Origin of the sequence: Pseudarthrobacter sp. CC12, assembly GCF_039907755.1 — a bacterium.
Classification (GTDB): Bacteria; Actinomycetota; Actinomycetes; order Actinomycetales; family Micrococcaceae; genus Arthrobacter; species Arthrobacter niigatensis.
In genome coordinates, this window is sequence record NZ_JARDJH010000022.1 from 22203 (window position 1) to 39024 (window position 16822).

Annotated in this window: 17 protein-coding genes; 7 read left to right on the forward strand and 10 right to left on the reverse strand. The window is 63.8% G+C overall.

Translation table 11 applies throughout. The features are described from left to right. Positions 1–12: 12 nt before the first annotated feature. The 8 genes from PV772_RS14960 to PV772_RS14995 all read right to left on the reverse strand — a co-directional run bounded on the left by PV772_RS14960 (position 13) and on the right by PV772_RS14995 (position 6376). Complete coding sequence (locus PV772_RS14960) at positions 13–687, reverse strand: TlpA disulfide reductase family protein (protein WP_141160726.1); 675 nt, start codon at positions 685–687, stop codon at positions 13–15. A 202-nt stretch (positions 688–889) separates the two neighbouring features. Then, entirely contained in the window at positions 890–1798 is a 909-nt protein-coding gene (locus PV772_RS14965; protein WP_141160725.1) for a cytochrome c oxidase assembly protein, read from the reverse strand. Positions 1799–1800: 2 nt separating this feature from the next. Next, positions 1801–2055 carry a hypothetical protein gene (locus PV772_RS14970; RefSeq protein ID WP_109863953.1) on the reverse strand — a complete coding sequence of 85 codons (255 nt, stop codon included), beginning with the start codon at positions 2053–2055 and terminating at the stop codon, positions 1801–1803. Positions 2056–2103: 48 nt separating this feature from the next. Further along, positions 2104–2739, reverse strand: coding sequence for a DUF3105 domain-containing protein (locus PV772_RS14975; RefSeq protein ID WP_109863952.1), 636 nt, complete (start codon positions 2737–2739; stop codon positions 2104–2106). Then, positions 2736–3644 carry a prolipoprotein diacylglyceryl transferase gene (gene lgt, locus PV772_RS14980; RefSeq protein ID WP_109863951.1) on the reverse strand — a complete coding sequence of 303 codons (909 nt, stop codon included), beginning with the start codon at positions 3642–3644 and terminating at the stop codon, positions 2736–2738. Before lgt ends, PV772_RS14975 begins: the two co-directional genes overlap by 4 nt. 8 nt (positions 3645–3652) lie before the next feature. Further along, positions 3653–5209, reverse strand: a complete 1557-nt coding sequence (locus PV772_RS14985) for a multicopper oxidase family protein (RefSeq protein ID WP_141160723.1) — start codon at positions 5207–5209, stop codon at positions 3653–3655. A 43-nt stretch (positions 5210–5252) separates the two neighbouring features. After that, positions 5253–6002, reverse strand: coding sequence for a cytochrome c biogenesis protein CcdA (locus tag PV772_RS14990; protein ID WP_109863949.1), 750 nt, complete (start codon positions 6000–6002; stop codon positions 5253–5255). Beyond that, entirely contained in the window at positions 5999–6376 is a 378-nt protein-coding gene (locus PV772_RS14995; RefSeq protein ID WP_168225758.1) for a DUF305 domain-containing protein, read from the reverse strand. The genes PV772_RS14990 and PV772_RS14995 overlap by 4 nt, the downstream gene beginning before the upstream one ends. A 1081-nt stretch (positions 6377–7457) precedes the next feature. On the opposite strand from PV772_RS14995, the gene PV772_RS15000 reads away from it, so the two are divergent. Continuing rightward, positions 7458–8771 (forward strand): type II restriction endonuclease, encoded by a 1314-nt coding sequence (locus PV772_RS15000; RefSeq protein WP_240617851.1) that lies wholly within the window; start codon positions 7458–7460, stop codon positions 8769–8771. A gap of 642 nt (positions 8772–9413) precedes the next feature. Here the strand turns inward: PV772_RS15000 and PV772_RS15005 are convergent. After that, positions 9414–10118, reverse strand: a complete 705-nt coding sequence (locus tag PV772_RS15005; protein WP_347886655.1) for a DedA family protein — start codon at positions 10116–10118, stop codon at positions 9414–9416. 303 nt (positions 10119–10421) lie between these two features. Then, entirely contained in the window at positions 10422–10595 is a 174-nt protein-coding gene (locus tag PV772_RS15010; protein WP_165838072.1) for a hypothetical protein, read from the reverse strand. A 195-nt stretch (positions 10596–10790) separates the two neighbouring features. Here PV772_RS15010 and PV772_RS15015 point away from each other — a divergent pair, with 195 nt between their 5' ends. The 6 genes from PV772_RS15015 to PV772_RS15040 all read left to right on the forward strand — a co-directional run bounded on the left by PV772_RS15015 (position 10791) and on the right by PV772_RS15040 (position 16807). Further along, on the forward strand, positions 10791–11243 hold the full coding sequence (locus tag PV772_RS15015; RefSeq protein ID WP_109863945.1) for a hypothetical protein: 453 nt from the start codon (positions 10791–10793) through the stop codon (positions 11241–11243). A gap of 554 nt (positions 11244–11797) precedes the next feature. Next, complete coding sequence (locus PV772_RS15020; RefSeq protein WP_109863944.1) at positions 11798–12292, forward strand: DUF3515 domain-containing protein; 495 nt, start codon at positions 11798–11800, stop codon at positions 12290–12292. Between the two features lie 803 nt (positions 12293–13095). Continuing rightward, positions 13096–14025, forward strand: coding sequence for a TIGR01906 family membrane protein (locus tag PV772_RS15025; RefSeq protein WP_109863943.1), 930 nt, complete (start codon positions 13096–13098; stop codon positions 14023–14025). 286 nt (positions 14026–14311) lie between these two features. Continuing rightward, on the forward strand, positions 14312–14620 hold the full coding sequence (locus PV772_RS15030) for a hypothetical protein (RefSeq protein ID WP_109863942.1): 309 nt from the start codon (positions 14312–14314) through the stop codon (positions 14618–14620). 489 nt (positions 14621–15109) lie between these two features. Further along, on the forward strand, positions 15110–16207 hold the full coding sequence (locus PV772_RS15035) for a hypothetical protein (protein ID WP_109863940.1): 1098 nt from the start codon (positions 15110–15112) through the stop codon (positions 16205–16207). 144 nt (positions 16208–16351) lie between these two features. Next, positions 16352–16807 (forward strand): hypothetical protein, encoded by a 456-nt coding sequence (locus PV772_RS15040; RefSeq protein WP_165838071.1) that lies wholly within the window; start codon positions 16352–16354, stop codon positions 16805–16807. Positions 16808–16822: the final 15 nt, after the last annotated feature.

A 16822-nucleotide genomic window follows, 5' to 3' on the forward strand; every position in this document is an offset into this window, starting at 1 on the left:
CCCTAAGGTGCGTTAGTCCGCGTCCACGGCCTCGTTGACGGCGCCCTCGATGAGGGATTTCAGGATGCCCTGGTCGGCCAGGCCCAGGATCCGGGAAGCGACCCTGCCCTGTTTATCGATCACGAGCGTGGTGGGGACGGCCTGCGGTGGGACGTACTGCGTCATGGCCAGCAGGATGCCGCCATCCTTGTCCTGCAGAGTGGGGTAGGTGACGCCGAAGGTCCGCTCGAAGGCGGTGGCAGCAGGTTCTTCATCGCGGACGTTCACGCCGTAGAACTGGACTCCCTTGGACTTGAACTGTTCGGAGAGGGCTTGGAGCCGGGGTGTTTCAAGGCGGCAAGGGGCGCACGCCGCGTACCAGAAATTCAGCACGGTCACTTTGCCGGCCCAGCCGCGGGAATCGACCGCAGTACCGTCAAAGAGGGCGCCTTTCAGGACGATCGGCTGCTTGCGGTCCGCCGGAGCATACTCGGTAACGGACCCATCGCCGGCGATGTAGTTCTTGTTATCACCCGCTTTGGCCTGCTGCGACAGAGCATCGCCGCTGCTGCCGCACCCGGACAGCAAAAGAGCCCCAACCCCGGTCAGAAGGGTCGATGAGATGAGTCGTCGACGCGAGAGGAGGGCCGGATGCTGCTGCGCACCCGCACCCGTGGCTGATGGTGTTGTGGCTGGGGGATCAAACATGGCAATCCTTCGAAATTGTAACTTCCGGTTGGTCTTGGCTAAGGCCACGTGCACACGTCGCCGGGGCGGGAGCGCCAGGCCACTGGACCGGTTTCGATCTGCACTTTGAGGTCATGGTGCACGACGGGACCGTCAATCCGGCCTCGTTCATGCGGGAGGCCCCCCAGCGCGGGCTGGAGCCGTGCCGGATGGGGCGGGCAGTTCAGCGCTCATGAGTGCCCTCCCGCAGGCGGGGACCTTTGAGGTGTTCCCGGTTCAGGGCCTCCAGTTCCTCATCCGTGAGCTCATCGAAGGTCCGCGCTTCGCGCCGGTCGCTGCGGGCGAAGCGGACGAACATCAGGATGATCAAAGGCACATCCACGGCTTCGGCCAGGAACCACAGCAGGTCCCCGGCAAGCTGCTGGTCCCGCAACGGGTTCGGCAGCCAGACCGGGTGGCCGGCCACGACCTGGGTTGCCCCGTCCAGAACCTGGGGGCTGATCCGCAGCAACACTCCCGGCAGGGCATCTGCGACGAGTTCGATGAACACGAAGATGAACTCAACAATGATCAGGGACGTGGCGTCCTTTGTTGATCCTTCTTCGATGATCGGTACCACCATCAGCATGCCCGCCAGCGGGACGAGGACGGTCAATGCCGAGTCCCACACGGGGTCCGTCCGCATTGGGTAGAACGCCGGGGTCAGGAAGAGAGTGAACAGGGCCAAGCCCAGCAACGCCGCCACGACGGTGTTGCTTAACACCCTGATCACCCGATGCCCCAGAAACGCCTGCAACCGCTCTTGGCCGGTGTCCCCCAGCACTTCCCGGGCCAGGGTCAAGGGCTTGCCGGCGGCGACGAGCAGCGGGACGAGGAACAGGTATGAGGTGATCTTCAACGTGAAGGCCCAGCGCAAATCATGGCTGTAAGCGCCGGTGAACCCGAAACTCAGCACTGCGAAACTGCCAAGACCCGGACCGAAGAAGATCATGGTCCTCCACCACGGCCACCGCACGTTTCGGCGCCTGGCAGTCCGCAGGCCCAGCGCATACAGAGCACCGGCCGCTACCGTGATGGCCAGGGCCGGCCAGTTTAGCGTCCACGAGGACACGACCACGTCCCAGGGCGGCATGATCAGCTCTTCTTCTTCTTAGTCTCTGTCCGGCCGGCAAGGATAGCGCCGATCATGAACAGGGCCGCTCCGGTCGGATACCCGGCGTAGAGATCCAGGGTCAGGCTGGGTTGCTCGCCGGACGGTGCCAGGTGCAGAATCCAGTGCCAGATGGCGACCCCGGCACCCGCGGCCATGAGCACCTGGCCGAGGCGCACGAGCCGCCGGTGACGACGATGCGCGGCCTCATGGTCTGCGACTGCCTTGTTGTCTTTCATGGGTTCTCCCTTTCGATGATGTGACCGTGCTAGACGATGTGACCGTGCTCAGCCGTTGCTGCCGCCGGTGCAGGCAGCACCGGGTTCCGGAGAGTTCGGCGACTGGGCGTAGGCGCTGATGAAGGCGGGGATGCGGGTGTCTGCGGCGTCGTCCAGGGTGAGCTGGGTTCCCCATGCGGTGGCTGTGACGGGCGTGGTCTGGTCTTTGTCCGGGCTGAGCAGCACGTAGCGGTTGCCCTTGGCCAGTTCCGTGAGCCGGCTGACCGCTTCCGGTGGGAGGTCCGGTTTGTAGGTCAGCCACACGGCGCCGTGTTCCAGGGAATGGACCGCGCGTTGGTCATTGACCGGCTCGGTATAGCTGCCGCAGTTCGTCCAGACCCCTGCATGGTCTCCGCCGACCCCGGGCTCCTGGGGGTAGGAGACGGCGTCCTGAACGTGGTTGCGGGACAGGTCCGTGAAGGTTTGGACTCCCTCGATGGGCTTCTTCGCTGCCTCGGTGGCGGCGTTTCGTTCCTGGACGGCTCCGGTAACGACGATCGCGACGGCGGTAATGATGGCAGCCAGGACCAGGCCGAAGCTGCCGTAGACGAGGATGTTCCATTTGCGCTGCTTGGCCTTCTGTTTGGCCCGGAGCTCGGCCAGGATGGCCTGGTTCTCAGCGCGTCGCTTGCTGGCATTACTCATGCAGGGTCTCCTTTACTGGTGTGAGAAGAGGGCTGGGGTTCCTCCGGCCGCGTGCCGGGCACGAAGGACCGGGGACCGGATCTGAGGATCTGAAAGAGGGCCAGCCCGGCCAGGAAGAGCAGTCCGGAGACCCAGGTGTTCACGCGCAGGCCCAGGATGAGGTTGGCGGGGTCCGAACGCATCAGTTCGAAGGCGAAACGTCCCGTGGTGTAAAAGACGATGTAGAGCGCGAACACGGACCCGGCACCGAGGGAATACTTCCGGTCCAGGAACATCAGCAGTGACGCTGCGGCCAGGCACCACAGCGACTCATAAAGGAACGTGGGCTGAAAATATCCGAGGACTTCCGGTGTGCCGTCGGCTGAGAGGACGGCCTGCCCGGTGGCCTGGTCCATGTCATAGATCTGGAGTTTCCATGGCAGGTCGGTGGGTCCGCCGTAGAGTTCGTTGTTGAACCAGTTGCCCCACCTGCCCAGGCCTTGGGCGATCAGCAACCCGGGCGCTGCCGCGTCCACGAACGCCGTGAAGGGGACTCCTGCGCGACGGGCGCCGATGGCTGCCCCGACCAGGCCCAAGGCCACGGCGCCCCAGATGCCCAGTCCGCCTTCCCAGATCCGGAACGCGCCCCAAGGGTCCCTGCCGGGGCCGAAATACAGCTGGTTGTCGGTGATGACGTGGTAGAGCCTGCCCCCGAGAATGCCGAACGGCACGGCCCAGACCACGATGTCCAGGGTCTGGGATGTCGTGCCGCCGCGGATACGGAGCCGGCGGGCCGTGAGCCAGGTGCCGATCACGATGCCGGCCAGGATGGCGAGTGCGTAGAAGCGGATGGTTAGCGGCCCCAGCTCGAAGGCGCTGATGGTCGGGGACGGTATGAAGAAGTCCGTGGTTGCTAAGGGTCGCATGATACCTGTCACTTGATGTAGGAGAAGAGGGCCATCATGCCCTTTTCTGCGTGGTAGGCGTTGTGGCAGTGGGCGAGCCACTGGCCCGGGTTGTCCGCGTCAAAAATCACGCTGACGGTCTGTTTGGGCCTTACGATGACGGTGTCTTTGCGGGCACCGCCGTCACCGACCTGGAAGGTGTGGCCGTGGAGGTGCATGGGGTGCCACATGTCGGTGTCGTTGATGAACTTCACTTCCACGCGTTCACCGGCCTTGAGCTCGAAGGCGTTCTCGAACGGTTTGGCCATGTCGAAGCGGACGCCGTTGATGCCCCAGTCGTATTTCTCCATTCCGCCGGTGAGTTTGAGCTCGTGGGTGCGGTCCGCGGTCCTGGCTTTGAGGGTGACCGAGGGGTCGGCCTTGAGCTGCCCGCCGTCGACCGCGGTTCCGTCCAGTTCGTTCGGCAGCACCGCCGGCAACGGCTGCTTTCCCGTGCCCGTGCTGATGAACCCAAGGGCCTGCCCGATTTTTCCTTCGGGCAGCGCCAGCACCGGGGTGTACCCTTCCCGGACCGTCAGCAGCGCGTCGACGCGTTCGCCCATGCCCAGCACCACGGCGTCGACCTCCTGGTGTTTGACCGGGAATCCGTCCGTGTGGGTGAGGGCGAGTTTCTGCCCAGGGATTCCGACACGGTAGGCAGTGTCCCCGGCGGCGTTGATGATCCTCAACCGGATCACGTCCCCGGCCCTGGCGGCCTGGATCTCGGCCTGCTCCGGGGTTTTTCCGTTGAACAGGTGGAACGGGTAGCCCACGTCCCCGGCATCCCCGCCAAGGAAATCGCTGCGCGAGCCCATCAGCATGTGCTTCATCTGCGGAACTGCTGATTCCGTTGGCCCCGGGAAGGAGCCGCCGGAACCTGACCCCATGGAGCTGTGGTCCATGCCGCCCATGGACATTCCCTGGGAGAGTTCGGCCAGGACCTCGTCCGGGGTCCCCGTGATGCCGTCCATCCAGTCATCGAGGACTATGACCCAGTCCTTGTCGTATTTCAGTGGTTCCGCCGGGTCCTCGATAATCATCGCCCCATACAGTGCGCGTTCGCGCTGCATGTCCATATGGGAGTGGTACCAGTACGTGCCCGGGTGCGGGAGCCGGAAGTCATAGGCAAATCCGGCTCCGGCGGCGATCGGATCCTGCGTGACATGCTGGACGCCGTCCTGGTCGTTCCTCAGTGCCAGCCCATGCCAATGGATGGCCGTCTCCTCGTCCAGTCCGTTCTCCAGGTTTACCGTGAGCCGGTCGCCGGCCTTCGCCCGGATCGTGGGGGCGACAAGATTCCCGTTATAGCCCCAGGTCGTAACCGATTTCCCGGCCACTATTGCTGTAATGGTGCCGGCGTTCAGGTCCTGGCTCACGGTCGCTCCGGTGAAGGGCCGGTCTGCTTCGAGGTCCGCGATGGCGGGGTCGGTTGGCAGTACCCGGACGGCATTTGAGACCGGCGTATTCGAGCAGGCTGCCAGGGCGGCAGCCGCCGCGCCGGCCACCGACAGGCCCAAAAAGAAGCGGCGGTTCAGATTAATGTTCATGAATAGTCCTTGGTGCGGCGGGAGGTATCGTTCCGCGCGGTTGTCAGATGGGGGTAAGGAAAGTCCCGGAGAGGTTTTGCAGCTGGTAGATCCACTGCACCCAAACACCGGTGACCATGAGCACACCGAGGATCATGAGCATGGCGGCGCCGGCGATGTTGACGATCCGGACGTGCCGGCGCACGAAGGCCAGGGCTGAACTGACCCAGCCCAGTCCCATGGCCGTCAGGGTGAAGGGAATGCCCAGGCCCAGGCAGTAGGCGAACGCGAGCAGGGCCCCGCGGCTGGCGCTTCCGGTGGTGACACTCAACGACAGCACGGCACTCAGTGTCGGGCCCATGCACGGTGTCCAGCCGAGACCGAACACAATGCCGAGCAACGGGGCACCGGCCAGCCCGGTCCTGCGGCTAAATGATATTTTCCGGGTCTGCTGCAGCCAGGGCACGAACCCGAGCAGCGCCAGTCCCATCAGGAGCACCACGGCGCCAAGGACGCGCATCAAAGTGTCCTGCCACTGCAGGAGCCAGGCCCCGATGGCCCCGAACGCGGCCCCGTAGAGGGTGAATACGGCAGCGAACCCCAGCACGAAGAGTCCGACCCCGGCCAGGACCCGGCGGCGGTTGCGCGGCTGGGTGGGGTCGGTCAGTCCTGACACGTACCCGAGATAGCCGGGAACCAGCGGCAGGATGCAAGGCGACAGGAAAGACACCAGGCCGGCAACCATGGCCAGCGGTATGGCAATGACCAAGGCACCGGAGGTGACCGTGGACGCGAAAAACCCGCCGATGTTCATGGCATCAGGAGGCATCGGCGAGCCGCAACGAGTACGCCCGTGGTCACAGCTGACCGGGGGACGTTCGGGCCGGGAGCCGGGGGCTGGCGTCGGAATTCTTCCGTCCCGACCATCATCACCGCCCCCTTATGGGAGGCGATGATAAGGGCGGGCTTGGACGGGTCAGCACCCTGCGCGGTGTCGAGCTTTTGCATGTCCTCCGTCCCCATGCCAATCATGCTGTAGGCCGGGGACCTCGTTGCCGGCTCGTTCCGGTTCTGCCGCCACACGGTCATTTTGTCGATCTCGGGTGCCTGCGCCGTGTTTTTGGTAGCCAGGGCGGTGACGGCGTCCGGATTGCCCTGTTTTTTGACCACCGTGTCTTTCATCTCCACGGCCTGACAGTGTGCACGATGGTCCGGTGCTCCCGCCGGGGCTGGCTGTAGGGCCGGGGCACTAGCCGCGGGGATCGCGGCAGCCGGAGGAGGATATAGGTACTTCTTATCCATGGAAAGGTTTGTCCTTCAAAATTCAGCAGACCGCCTCATGCGGGGTTGTCAACGCGCCCCGGTAAGGGGCGGGGGAAGATCCGCCAGGCGGGATACATGTTTCGGGCTTGGAGCTCAAATGCTGCGCCGGGCAAATGCCGACGCCGCCGGGCCCTTTACGTCCTGCTGATGGAAAGGTCGCCTGGAGAAGGACTTCCGGCGACGTAAAGGCTTTCGGCCGCGGGAACGATCGCGACCGGGCCGTATAGCACCGCCAAAGAGAGACCGGGCGGAGGAACTGCCAAAGACGCGGCGTCATGTGAAGGGACGCAGACTGCATCCATCCCGGCCATCGTGGCGCAGCTCTTGAAGTCGAAGCATGGGCTGGGCTCAAGGGGGCTGCTGCACGATGCCGGGGGCGCTGGCTCCGCGGCCCGGGAAACTGCCCGGCCAGTCTGTGTAGATGCCTGTCCCGGGAGCGTCTGTAGTGCTGCTGGTCCGGGTTCTGTGACGGCTCCGGACACGCTAGGGGTGCCGGTTAAAAGGTGCATTCCGACGATTCCGGCGATGAGTGCCAGCAGCAACACCATCAGACCCGCACGGTGCAAGGACGCCGGGGTCAGGGACCGGCTCGCTGCAGGTGCGGACATGGCGTTCCTCCCTTCCGGACAGGCGTGATTTCGTTTAAGGATACCGTGTCGCGTCAGACACGCAGGCCGTTCACCCTGGTCCGCGAATACCCGGCCGCGGCTGGTTTCATCCGGCCCCGCAGCTGCGCTTTCAGCGGACGCCCTAATCGGGCACGGAAAACAGGCATGCCACGGGGGACTGGCGGGTGAAAAACCGCAGCGATGCGTCGTGCCCTGGATGCGTCGCGAACTGCCGCAGGTCCGACATTCGACTCAACAGGTCATACGCTCTGCCTCGACCGCTCAGGACCTGCGCGTCATTCCAAGCAAGGGCGGGGCCATTCACCCATACTTTGAATGTGACCCCGGATCCCTTCCCTGTGCCCTCCCTGTCTCCCTTTGACGAGTCCGCCCTTCGGGAGCTGGTTTTACGCTGGCGGGAGGATCCTGCCGGCACCTACAGGACATGGTTCCTCTGGCCTGAGCGCGTCAAGAATTTCCGCTCCCTTCGCCGTGGGATTGAGCTGGTGAGTGCGGAGATCGAGGCCGGCACGTTCGGTACCGCTTTCCGGGGTTCTTCACTTGAGACGGTGGTGCATGGGGTCGCCGAGCAACGGCAGATCTTCAAGGGTGCAGATCACGCGTTTCTTTGGAAACCCAAGCTGCGGATCCCCGACATCTATGAGGACCGCGAGAACCAATTGGCGTTCGGCCGGATGTTGGAGACGTGCCGGTGCTGCAATACGGAGGCGCAATTGCTGGCGGCAGTGAGGTCGTTCACCCGGCGGAAAGTCAAGGGGCTGGGCCCGGCCGCCGCTAATCTGCTGTATTTCCTGCACCCCACGCTGATGCCGCCGTTCAACACCGCGATCGTCAAGGGCTATAACGCGTTGACCGGAAGCAAGGTGAAGCTCGGAAGCTGGGACGAATACCTGAGCATGCGCGAGGGCGTGATGTCCATCAACACTGCATTCCGGGATTTGCTCTCGAACGACCTCGGCGCGATCGCCGGCTTGCTCTTCGACATCGGGAGCGGCCGTTTCCCTGCCCCACCGCTGCCGGGTCCCGAGACAGCCGCAGCGAGGGCAGCGTGGCATGCCGACCTTGCCCGGGTCCGTGAGGAAGCAAGGCTGGACAAGGCGCAGGCCGTCGCGGAGCGCGATGACCTCACTCACACCGAAGTGCAGGGGTGGCTGCGTGACCTCGGACTCTCGCTCGGGTTCGATGTGTGGATCGCCAGCAACGATCGCGGCAGAGCCTACGCGGGAGGCCGCCTGGCCGACGGCTGCCTGACGGAGCTGCCGGCAGGGCTGGTGAACGGCACCGCCGCCAGCGCCATCAGGCTCATTGACGTCCTGTGGCTGGAACCGGGCGGAAGCGTGACCGCCGCCTTCGAAGTTGAGCACAGCACATCGATATACTCAGGAATCGTCCGCATGCTTGATCTGGCTCTCTCGGGTGAAACCGGGGCAGTAGAGGCACTGTATCTCGTGGCTCCGGATGCCCGTGAGGAGGAAGTTCGGACCCAGCTCCGGCGACCGGCCTTCAGCCGGATCACTGATCTGCACGTCCGATACCTGCCCTATGGGGAGCTCGAGACGAACCGGCACGCGATAGCCCGTTTCGGGCGTGGCCTGCATCCTGTCGAGCAGCTTGCCCGCGACCTGGGCTGAACATCTCGGCCACGACGGCGCATCTGCAGGATGAGGACTATCCTGCCGAGGGACCGAAGCCGAGACAAGACTCACGGGGTCGGTACGGCGACCTTCTGGTCGTCCGGATCCGTCCGCCGGGCAACCCAGAAATTGGCAGCACCGAATCAACAAGAACCATCGCCAGTGCGCTTCCTGTCCAATTATTCGTGCGCCACCAGAACAGGGCCAGAAGAACGTAGGCAAGGAACAGCGCACCGCGGACCGGACCCAAACCTGAATTCCGCAGCCTGTCCCGTCAAATACTTCACCATCATTGCCGGAATGAGCACCAGCCATGAACAGTTTCAGCCGCGGCCAGCACCCGGGATCACGCAGAAATCCTTTGGAAGGCCGTAGGAGCCTCAGGCGCTGAAGGAATGCCGGACAAACGCATCATCGGCCATGCATAGGGTCTGCCTCCGGCTCGGCCTCTTCGTGCCCGTTAGGGGAGTTGTGGCCGCGGTCGGCACGGCACGAAGGCGGCCCTGAAATCGTGCCTGTTCATAGTGGACCTTGCCCGGCCAGCTAGTGCAAGAGGTGGCAGAACCTTGTCCGGGTCACGGCGCTGCAACGTCCATTTTCCGTCCGTTCGGCCGCCGGGATTCGTCTGCTGGGCTGTTTCTAGCTTCGGGGCTTGACGGCCGGGGCGTCCAACGATGCGGGCACCGCGTCCGCCGGCTCACCGCTTGCCGCCGGTTCCGAAGCGGGCCTGGCGTCATGGCGGCCGAGGCGTTTGTGCCACCAGCGCAGGAGGTGGTCGATGACGATGCCCACAACGACTGCGAACGCCACGGCTATGCCGGCGCTGAGCAAAGGGTTGCTGTGCAGCCAGGGGAAGGAACCGGCCAGCATGCCGAGTCCGACCGAATACACCACCCAGGTGATGCACGCGAAAGCATCCAGGAAGAAGAACCGGCGGCGCGGAAAGGCGGTGGTGCCCGCAACATAATTCACGGCCACGCGCCCCCACGGGATGTAACGCGCCGTGAAGATCAGCACGGCGCCGCGCTTCTCCAGCTCATATTGTGCCCAGCCAAACACCTTCCGGACCTTCGGTTTACGCATCCACCCCCACCGCTCCAGGCCGATTTTCCGGCCGAGCAGGTAGGCCGTATTGTCCCCCGCGATGGCTCCGAGCAGGGCGGTGACGCCAAGAATCCACAGTCTGGGTTCGCCGCTTTGCCGAGAGAAGGACGCCAGCGCGACGATGAGGGTCTCGCTGGGGACGACCATCGCGAAGCCGTCAACAAAGAAGAAGACGAGCAGAAGCGGGTAGATCCACCATTGTCCGGCCGCATCGAGCACGGTTTGACTAATAATCTCCATGCGGGCATCTCCCAGACAAAATAGAGGCGATGGAAATCGCTCTTCAGTGTCTCATGGCCCGGCGTCGGCTGTGACCCAGGCACGGTCCGATCCGAAGCGCCCGGGTTTGACGCCGCGGTGAAATCCGCCAATGAGCCCCACATCTCCTGCCACGCTCTGGGCGATGTTGGCTGGGGTTATCCTGCCCGGAAAGCGTGCAGCCCGGAATCAGAGAGTTCTCATCAACGCGGCGACCCACACGTGGCCCACTAATCCTTGGGGCCGGGCCAGGTTCTGCGGTAGCTGACCAACCGCGACAGGGCGTTATGTTTGAAGGCGCCTGCGTCCGTACCGCGTCACGGCGTAGTGCTTGTAGATGAAGGGCAGTGTGGCTTTCAGCAGCCCCATCGGGCCGGCCCCGGCGACATCCTTGAGCTCGGGTCCACCCTTGCTCAGAGTGCCGGTCTTGTCGAACAACTCGACGTCGATGGTCCGCATGCTCCTGGTCTTGCTCAACACCCCGGCCGCGGCTGCCGCTCGGCGCGTTGTCGGGGGTGCCCGGATTCACCAGGGTGGCAGGCGAGTCTGTACTGTTTGAGTGCTGGATTCACCAAGAAGATGGTGTCAGGCGCATCGGGGCGGTCGTTCGGTGGCCACGCCCGAAACCACGATACTAAGGAATAGAGAAACCCGATGAGTGATAAGGAAGAGATGCCCCGCATGTCAGAAGCGGTCCCGGTCACGGGTGCAGGCGGGCCCCAGATGCCGCTCGGTGCCCGGCGCCTTTTCATCATTGGATCCCTGGGCGTTCTCGCTGGAATAGTGGCAGGCCGTTTTTACTTCAGTGGCCTAGTCCTGGCCGTCGCAGGCATAGCGCTGCTGGGCGTGGCGCTTTCGTATCGGGACAAGAAACCATGGATGTCGCCGATCTCGTGGGTTGTCTGTGTCGCGGGCGGGCTGTGGACGGCTATCACTGCAGCTTATGGCTGGTCGATCAGCACGGAGGCGGATGCAGCGTCCTCGCATTCTGAGTTCGCCGGATGGTTGTTCACATCCGGATACGTCATGTTCGTTGTCATGGCAATTGGCGTCGCATCGGCGGTCGTAGTCAGGATCATTCGGCGGCGCCCCAAAGCCCATCCTTGAGCAACCATGACCGCCCCGTGTCCATGGACCTCATGGGCTGCGCCCCGCCGCTACTTGGTGGCCGACGACGGTCAAAGCCGGCCGCTTTGTCTTTGAATCAATGCGCCCACACGTTGCCGGCACGGTCAGGACGCCTGCAACGTGACTGCGGCTCCTTCGGGTTGCGCGCGCAGATAACCGGGGGAGCGGGGCGCCCCTGAGTGCTGCTGACCGGCCGCAGGGGGTGGATAGGTCTTTCCCCTGGGGCTAGGCACCCTCGCCGGAAGAGGGAGAAGTAACGACCGAGGCACGAATTTCGGGATGGTCCGGAGTCAGCTGGTTGAAATGAACCGACCCGCGCTTGCCTGGGCATGCGGACCACCGAGCAGGGCATCGAAACCGGCGCTTGTACCCTCGAACATGGCAGGAATCCCCAGATTTTGGATGTGCCTTTACGTGTTCGGGATGCCCACGTTTCGCTTTGAAACGGCAGTTTCAGCCTCAAAAGCCGGCTGCCATATATCCTTCCGGGCCCAGCGCGGGGGGCCATCCCACGCACCGGATAGGGTGGACAAATGCGCCCGCTCCACAAAATTACCACCGTCAGTGGTCCCATCCGATGGTTCGGTCTTCCAGCAGCAGCGGCAATCCTGGTTGTGATCACAGCCTGCTCCCCAGTCGTGGACGTAACACCCGCGAAGGATGCGGCAAACCCCGCTTGTGCACCGATGATGGTGGCTCTTCCCGACGCTATCGGGGATGCCACCCTACGCAAGACCAACAGCCAGGCCACGTCCGCCTGGGGAGATCCATCCCGCGTGATCCTCCGCTGCGGTGTCAACGTACCTGGCCCCACAACTGACAGGTGCGTCAGCGTCAACGGCATCGACTGGGTTATCAAGGAAGGGGACCCGGTGTGGACACTGACCACCTTCGGCCGCGAGCCTGCTACGGAAATCCTGATGGATCCGGACAAGATCAGTTCGGCAACAGTCCTGGCCGATCTTGCCGATGCGGTTGGAAAGATCCCGGCAACAAGGAGGTGCCTCGGGCAGGAAGACACCAGATGAGGTAGGAAAGAGCCGCCACAGTGCGTCCCACAGACCTCGCCAAGCATGCAGATCCGGCCAAACGCACCCCTCCCTCGCGGTGACTCCGGTCAATGACCGTGAAGGGCCGGACCGTAGCGGCTTCGGTCCTGGGTTCCCAGTTGGCTGTGCAGCATGCGGCTACGGCTGGCGAATTCTACGCGCGCTGCGCTGGACCCGGCGCCAAGAAACTTCAGGGTGCTGAAGTTTCGGGTTCACCGGTGTGCCACAGCGTGAACTGCGTTTATGCCGAAGTCGTCGGGGCGGAGCAGGGCCAGGACGATCAATCAACTGGCACTCAGGGGCTACCTGGTCACGCTCGACTTCGCAGGCCGAGCCAAGGACTCACGACGAAGATTAATTTCGCGGTCAAGACCGGCAGTTTTTCCTGTACGGATTCGGTTGTGTTGCCGAATAAGAGAACGGCCCGGACCCAGGGTTCGGAAGGTCGCATCTGGTGTGGCTCGAGAAGTCCGCGCTGATGCCCATCGAAAACCGTGATCCCTTGGCGGTCCGAATTCTTGGGTGGGCGGATCCCGGTTCTCAATTGTGATGCTGGACTTCCTCGACCGGTCAACGGTGACCATCCATGGCGTCGAGGCGGCTGGTTCCCGCCGTTCCGTAAAAGGAGTTGGCACGGCAGGCGGGAACGGTGGACCCTTCCGTGCGGCGGCCGGCTCTTGCGGAATCGAAAGCGCGGCGGCTATGGAGACCTGTAGCCTTGTTGGAAGAAGAAGTCGCACTGATGTGCGTGGTGTGACGGCGCACAGTCAAGGAGAATCCATATGGCCGGATCTGAAAACCCCCGCAGGACCATGGAATCCCCGCGAGACGCTCCCGGGATTCCGCCACAACCGCTGGCGGGAGGCCAGGAAACCGCCGGCGACATCACCGGCCGCCCCGGGGATCCGGTCCGCCCAGCGACAGCCGGGCCGGGCATCGGGGGATCAACCAGCGACTTGCCCACCAGCGCCGACAGCGCACCTTCGAGGGGGCACGCGGCCGTCCCAGGATCCCTGTTCCGACGATTCCTTCAGGTCCTTGTGGCGGTGTTCTTCCCGGTGATTGTGGTCGCCGGTGCCGTCCGGGCTGTGACTTCGCCGTTGTTCCTCTGGGTCGAATACCAGCGCCCCGGATTTCCGGCTGACAGCTTCGGCTTTTCCACCGAAGAACGCCTGATCTACGGCTCTTACACACTCGATTATGTTCTGAACCTCGCCCCGGCCGGATACCTCGGCAGACTCGTGAACGCAGAGGGCGGAAGGTTGTTCCTTGAAAGCGAAGTGGGACACATGGCGGACGTCAAGGGTGTCCTCTCGGTCTCCTTCCTCGTGGCGTTCGTGATGCTTCTGGCCGCTGTAGCCTCGTGCGTGTACCTCGCCCGCAAGTATCACGGAGCGGTCCGAAGGGCCCTGTTCTCCGGGGCGGCGCTGACGCTGGCCCTGATCGTGGCGCTGACGGTTTTTGCGGTCCTGGCCTGGGAAGCTTTCTTTACTCAGATCCATGCGTTGTTCTTCGCCGCCGGTACCTGGACGTTCCGGGTAGATGACACGCTGATCAGGCTGTTTCCCGAACAGTTCTGGACCGACGCGGCGATGACGATCGCCGCCCTCGTGTTCCTCGTCACCACGCTCACTGTTGCCTTCGGCTGGCCCGTCCGGCGGCCACGACTTCCCGAGGACGGCAACAGAGGCATGACAGCGCATGCCCGGTGAACTTGTCCGGCCGGCATCCTGTTCAGACTGGGTGAACTGGCACGGATATACCTCTGAATCGCAACGTCAACGGACAAGGCCTCGAAAGACACGAGCCCAGCCAAACTTTCCACCACCCATCAGACCCGATGCCGGCCGATTGCTGCCATCGCTCCGGCCTCTTTATGAACCCTCTGCTGCCAGCCGATACCCGTACACCGGTCAGGATTTTAGAAACCCTGCACTCAGCTGGCGTGCGCTTTGACGATGGCGCCCAGCGTCTGTTGATGTCTTGAAGGAAATTTTCATGAACAAGAAGTACATGACCATCCCGGCCGCTGCGATCGCCGCAGCCATCGCGCTGGCTGGCTGCTCAGATGGCTCCGGCGGCAGCATGCCCGGCATGAACCATGGCGGCTCCGCCATGTCATCCGGTTCCGCATCTGCGGCCACCTCCCCGCCGGCCACGGCGCCGGCAGCTGCCGTCCCGGATCAGGTCAGAGGACCCAATGATGAGAACGCGCCCCTGGTCGCGGGGATCGCGGCCGCGCTGCTGGCACTGGGCGGGGGCATCTTCTACGTGGCGCAGCGCCGGGCCAGAAACTCAGGTGCCTGAGGCCGGCCGTCGGCGGTCGAAAACGGATCATTCCTGATTCTTTCCGGGAAAGCGGACCGGGTTAGCCGTCGAGGCAAGGACCGCCCCCAGATCGAAGAGCGGCGAGGAGTAGTCCAAGCGGCAGCGGGTTCGCCGGTGCAGCGTACGTCTGCACCTTCGCTGGCTGGTCCGACGCGGCGTTCATCATCAATATATCGGGGTTGAACTCAACAGCGCCGGGCAGATTGTCAGCAAATTCGCCCAGGTCCACGCAGGCACCCGCGTCCCCAAGTGCGGGGACGCCTTTGTCCAAACCCCTGACGACCCTCAAGCGCGGCCTTCCCGTACCAGACCGGATCTCGATGCATCGGCTAAACCCACGAACGTACTGTTTCCAGCACGGCCCCAAAAGCCCGTTGACCGATACGCCGCCCAGCGGTATACCTTGGCGGTGTTGGCAGAGCCAGGCGAAGACCCGTCCCTTCCGGAAGCCAACAGAGGAGGTCCTTCATGAAGGTGCGGTCCAGCAGCGAGTCCTCGTCGTCCGCTCAGCACAGCGGCGCCGTGCCAGGGCGGGCGGTGCCCACACTGGTGGCCGAGGATCTGGTCACATCGGTTCTTGGTCTTCTGATTGTGACCGCCGTATACCTGGATGGGCGTGCCCATGTTCTTGGCCTGCCTGATTCCTTCTTCACTCCATGGCATGCCTTCCTGTATGGGGGCCTGTTGATGCTCGTGGGATGGCTGGCCGTGCTTGGCAGGCGCGCGGCCGCTCGCCAGCGAGTGGCCCGCCTGGCCGTTGTTCCCGCCGGCTATGGGCACGCCGTTGCGGGCGCCGCCGTCTTTGGCGTGGGAGGCATCTCCGACATGGTCTGGCACCAGCTTTTCGGTGTGGAGTTCGGAATCGACGCCCTGCTCAGTCCCACGCATCTGGTCTTGTTCGCCGGGGGCGCCTTGTTGTTCTCCGGACCCATCAGGGCTTCCCGGCTGCGGGCCGGTTCATCCTCACGGCTGACGGGAGTTCCTGTCCTGCTCGCCGTAACGGCGATAACCGCCGTCGCCGCTTTCGCCCTCAGCTACCTGTCCGGGTTTCTGGCGGACCAGGCGACCATGGCCATATCACATGCCCCCGAAGGAACAGCTGAACACATAACGGGAGAGGCGATCGCGTCCGCCGGTCTTGCCAGCTACCTCGTGACGTCGCTGGTCATCGTGGTTCCCCTGGCGCTCCTGATTCGTTTCGGACTGGCCGTCCCGGGAACAGTGACCTTCCTCGTCACATCACTTGCCCTCTTGGCCTCCGTCCTGGCGGACTTCCCCAACCCCGGCGTCATCATGGCCGCCGCGGCCGCGGGCGCGGGCGCTGACCTCGCGCTTGCAGGTTTGGGTGGGCTTGGTGCCTCTGTGCGGGTTCGGGAACTCGTAATGGCACCCCTGCTGCCTCTGCTGCTCTGGCCGGGACAGCTTGTTGCGGTGGCCGCCGCAGAACCCGTTCTGTGGTCTCCGGAGATGGTTACAGGAGTAGTGATCGTCTCAGCGGGGGTGTCCTTCGCCGCCGTCTTCGTCCTTGGAATGACATCGTCGAATGTGGCCAGGTCACCGGAGTAAGCAGTTCTGGCAAGGAGCCAGCGGCACCGAATATCCGGGGCGCTGTTGAAGGACAGTCCGTAAAGATCCGGTCTCGATGGCGGTTCCGCATACCTGGATGCGGTGGGGGTGCCCGGGATCGGCGCACCGTATCTACGCTGAAGCATGCGCAGGATTTGGCTGGCCACAGCTTTGCTGGCCGCGGCATGCGTGTCACCGGTCACGTCATGCCCTGCGATTGCCCAGGCCCCTGTGGTGACGGTGACTGTCCTGCAAAGCTATGTCCCGGCGGTGCGCATTGTCCACCTGAAGGCATGCCAGTCCGGGGTGTGCAAGGAGGGTGACCTGGCGCTGGCTGCCGGCACCAAGCCCGTGAACGAAGGCTGCGAGGGCCCTGATGCCGTGTGCCCTCCGACCGCGTCTCCCGACGGGACACTCTATGGCCACCTTTGGCTGGATCTGATCACGGAGGATCCTATTGACGCCACGGTGTCGGGTGTCGGCGCCGATGGGTCACCGTTGCCCGTCCGCACGATTACCTTCACGCCCAAGCTCACGCAGTGCCCAAAGTTCATCACCGCAAACCTTCTCCTGGACGCCGACGGCGTGCGTCAGGCCTGAGCCGCACCCACTGAG

Excerpts from the sequence above, each read along its gene's own strand:
- PV772_RS15035 (WP_109863940.1), top strand. The coding sequence starts at position 15,110 with ATGAAGGTGCGGTCCAGCAGCGAGTCCTCGTCGTCCGCTCAGCACAGC.
- lgt (WP_109863951.1), bottom strand. The coding sequence starts at position 3,644 with ATGCGACCCTTAGCAACCACGGACTTCTTCATACCGTCCCCGACCATC.
- PV772_RS15020 (WP_109863944.1), top strand. The coding sequence starts at position 11,798 with ATGCGCCCGCTCCACAAAATTACCACCGTCAGTGGTCCCATCCGATGG.
- PV772_RS15040 (WP_165838071.1), top strand. The coding sequence starts at position 16,352 with ATGCGCAGGATTTGGCTGGCCACAGCTTTGCTGGCCGCGGCATGCGTG.
- PV772_RS15025 (WP_109863943.1), top strand. The coding sequence starts at position 13,096 with ATGGCCGGATCTGAAAACCCCCGCAGGACCATGGAATCCCCGCGAGAC.
- PV772_RS15015 (WP_109863945.1), top strand. The coding sequence starts at position 10,791 with ATGAGTGATAAGGAAGAGATGCCCCGCATGTCAGAAGCGGTCCCGGTC.
- PV772_RS14985 (WP_141160723.1), bottom strand. The coding sequence starts at position 5,209 with ATGAACATTAATCTGAACCGCCGCTTCTTTTTGGGCCTGTCGGTGGCC.
- PV772_RS14960 (WP_141160726.1), bottom strand. The coding sequence starts at position 687 with ATGTTTGATCCCCCAGCCACAACACCATCAGCCACGGGTGCGGGTGCG.
- PV772_RS15030 (WP_109863942.1), top strand. The coding sequence starts at position 14,312 with ATGAACAAGAAGTACATGACCATCCCGGCCGCTGCGATCGCCGCAGCC.
- PV772_RS14990 (WP_109863949.1), bottom strand. The coding sequence starts at position 6,002 with ATGAACATCGGCGGGTTTTTCGCGTCCACGGTCACCTCCGGTGCCTTG.
- PV772_RS15010 (WP_165838072.1), bottom strand. The coding sequence starts at position 10,595 with ATGCGGACCATCGACGTCGAGTTGTTCGACAAGACCGGCACTCTGAGC.
- PV772_RS14965 (WP_141160725.1), bottom strand. The coding sequence starts at position 1,798 with ATGCCGCCCTGGGACGTGGTCGTGTCCTCGTGGACGCTAAACTGGCCG.
- PV772_RS15005 (WP_347886655.1), bottom strand. The coding sequence starts at position 10,118 with ATGGAGATTATTAGTCAAACCGTGCTCGATGCGGCCGGACAATGGTGG.
- PV772_RS14970 (WP_109863953.1), bottom strand. The coding sequence starts at position 2,055 with ATGAAAGACAACAAGGCAGTCGCAGACCATGAGGCCGCGCATCGTCGT.
- PV772_RS14975 (WP_109863952.1), bottom strand. The coding sequence starts at position 2,739 with ATGAGTAATGCCAGCAAGCGACGCGCTGAGAACCAGGCCATCCTGGCC.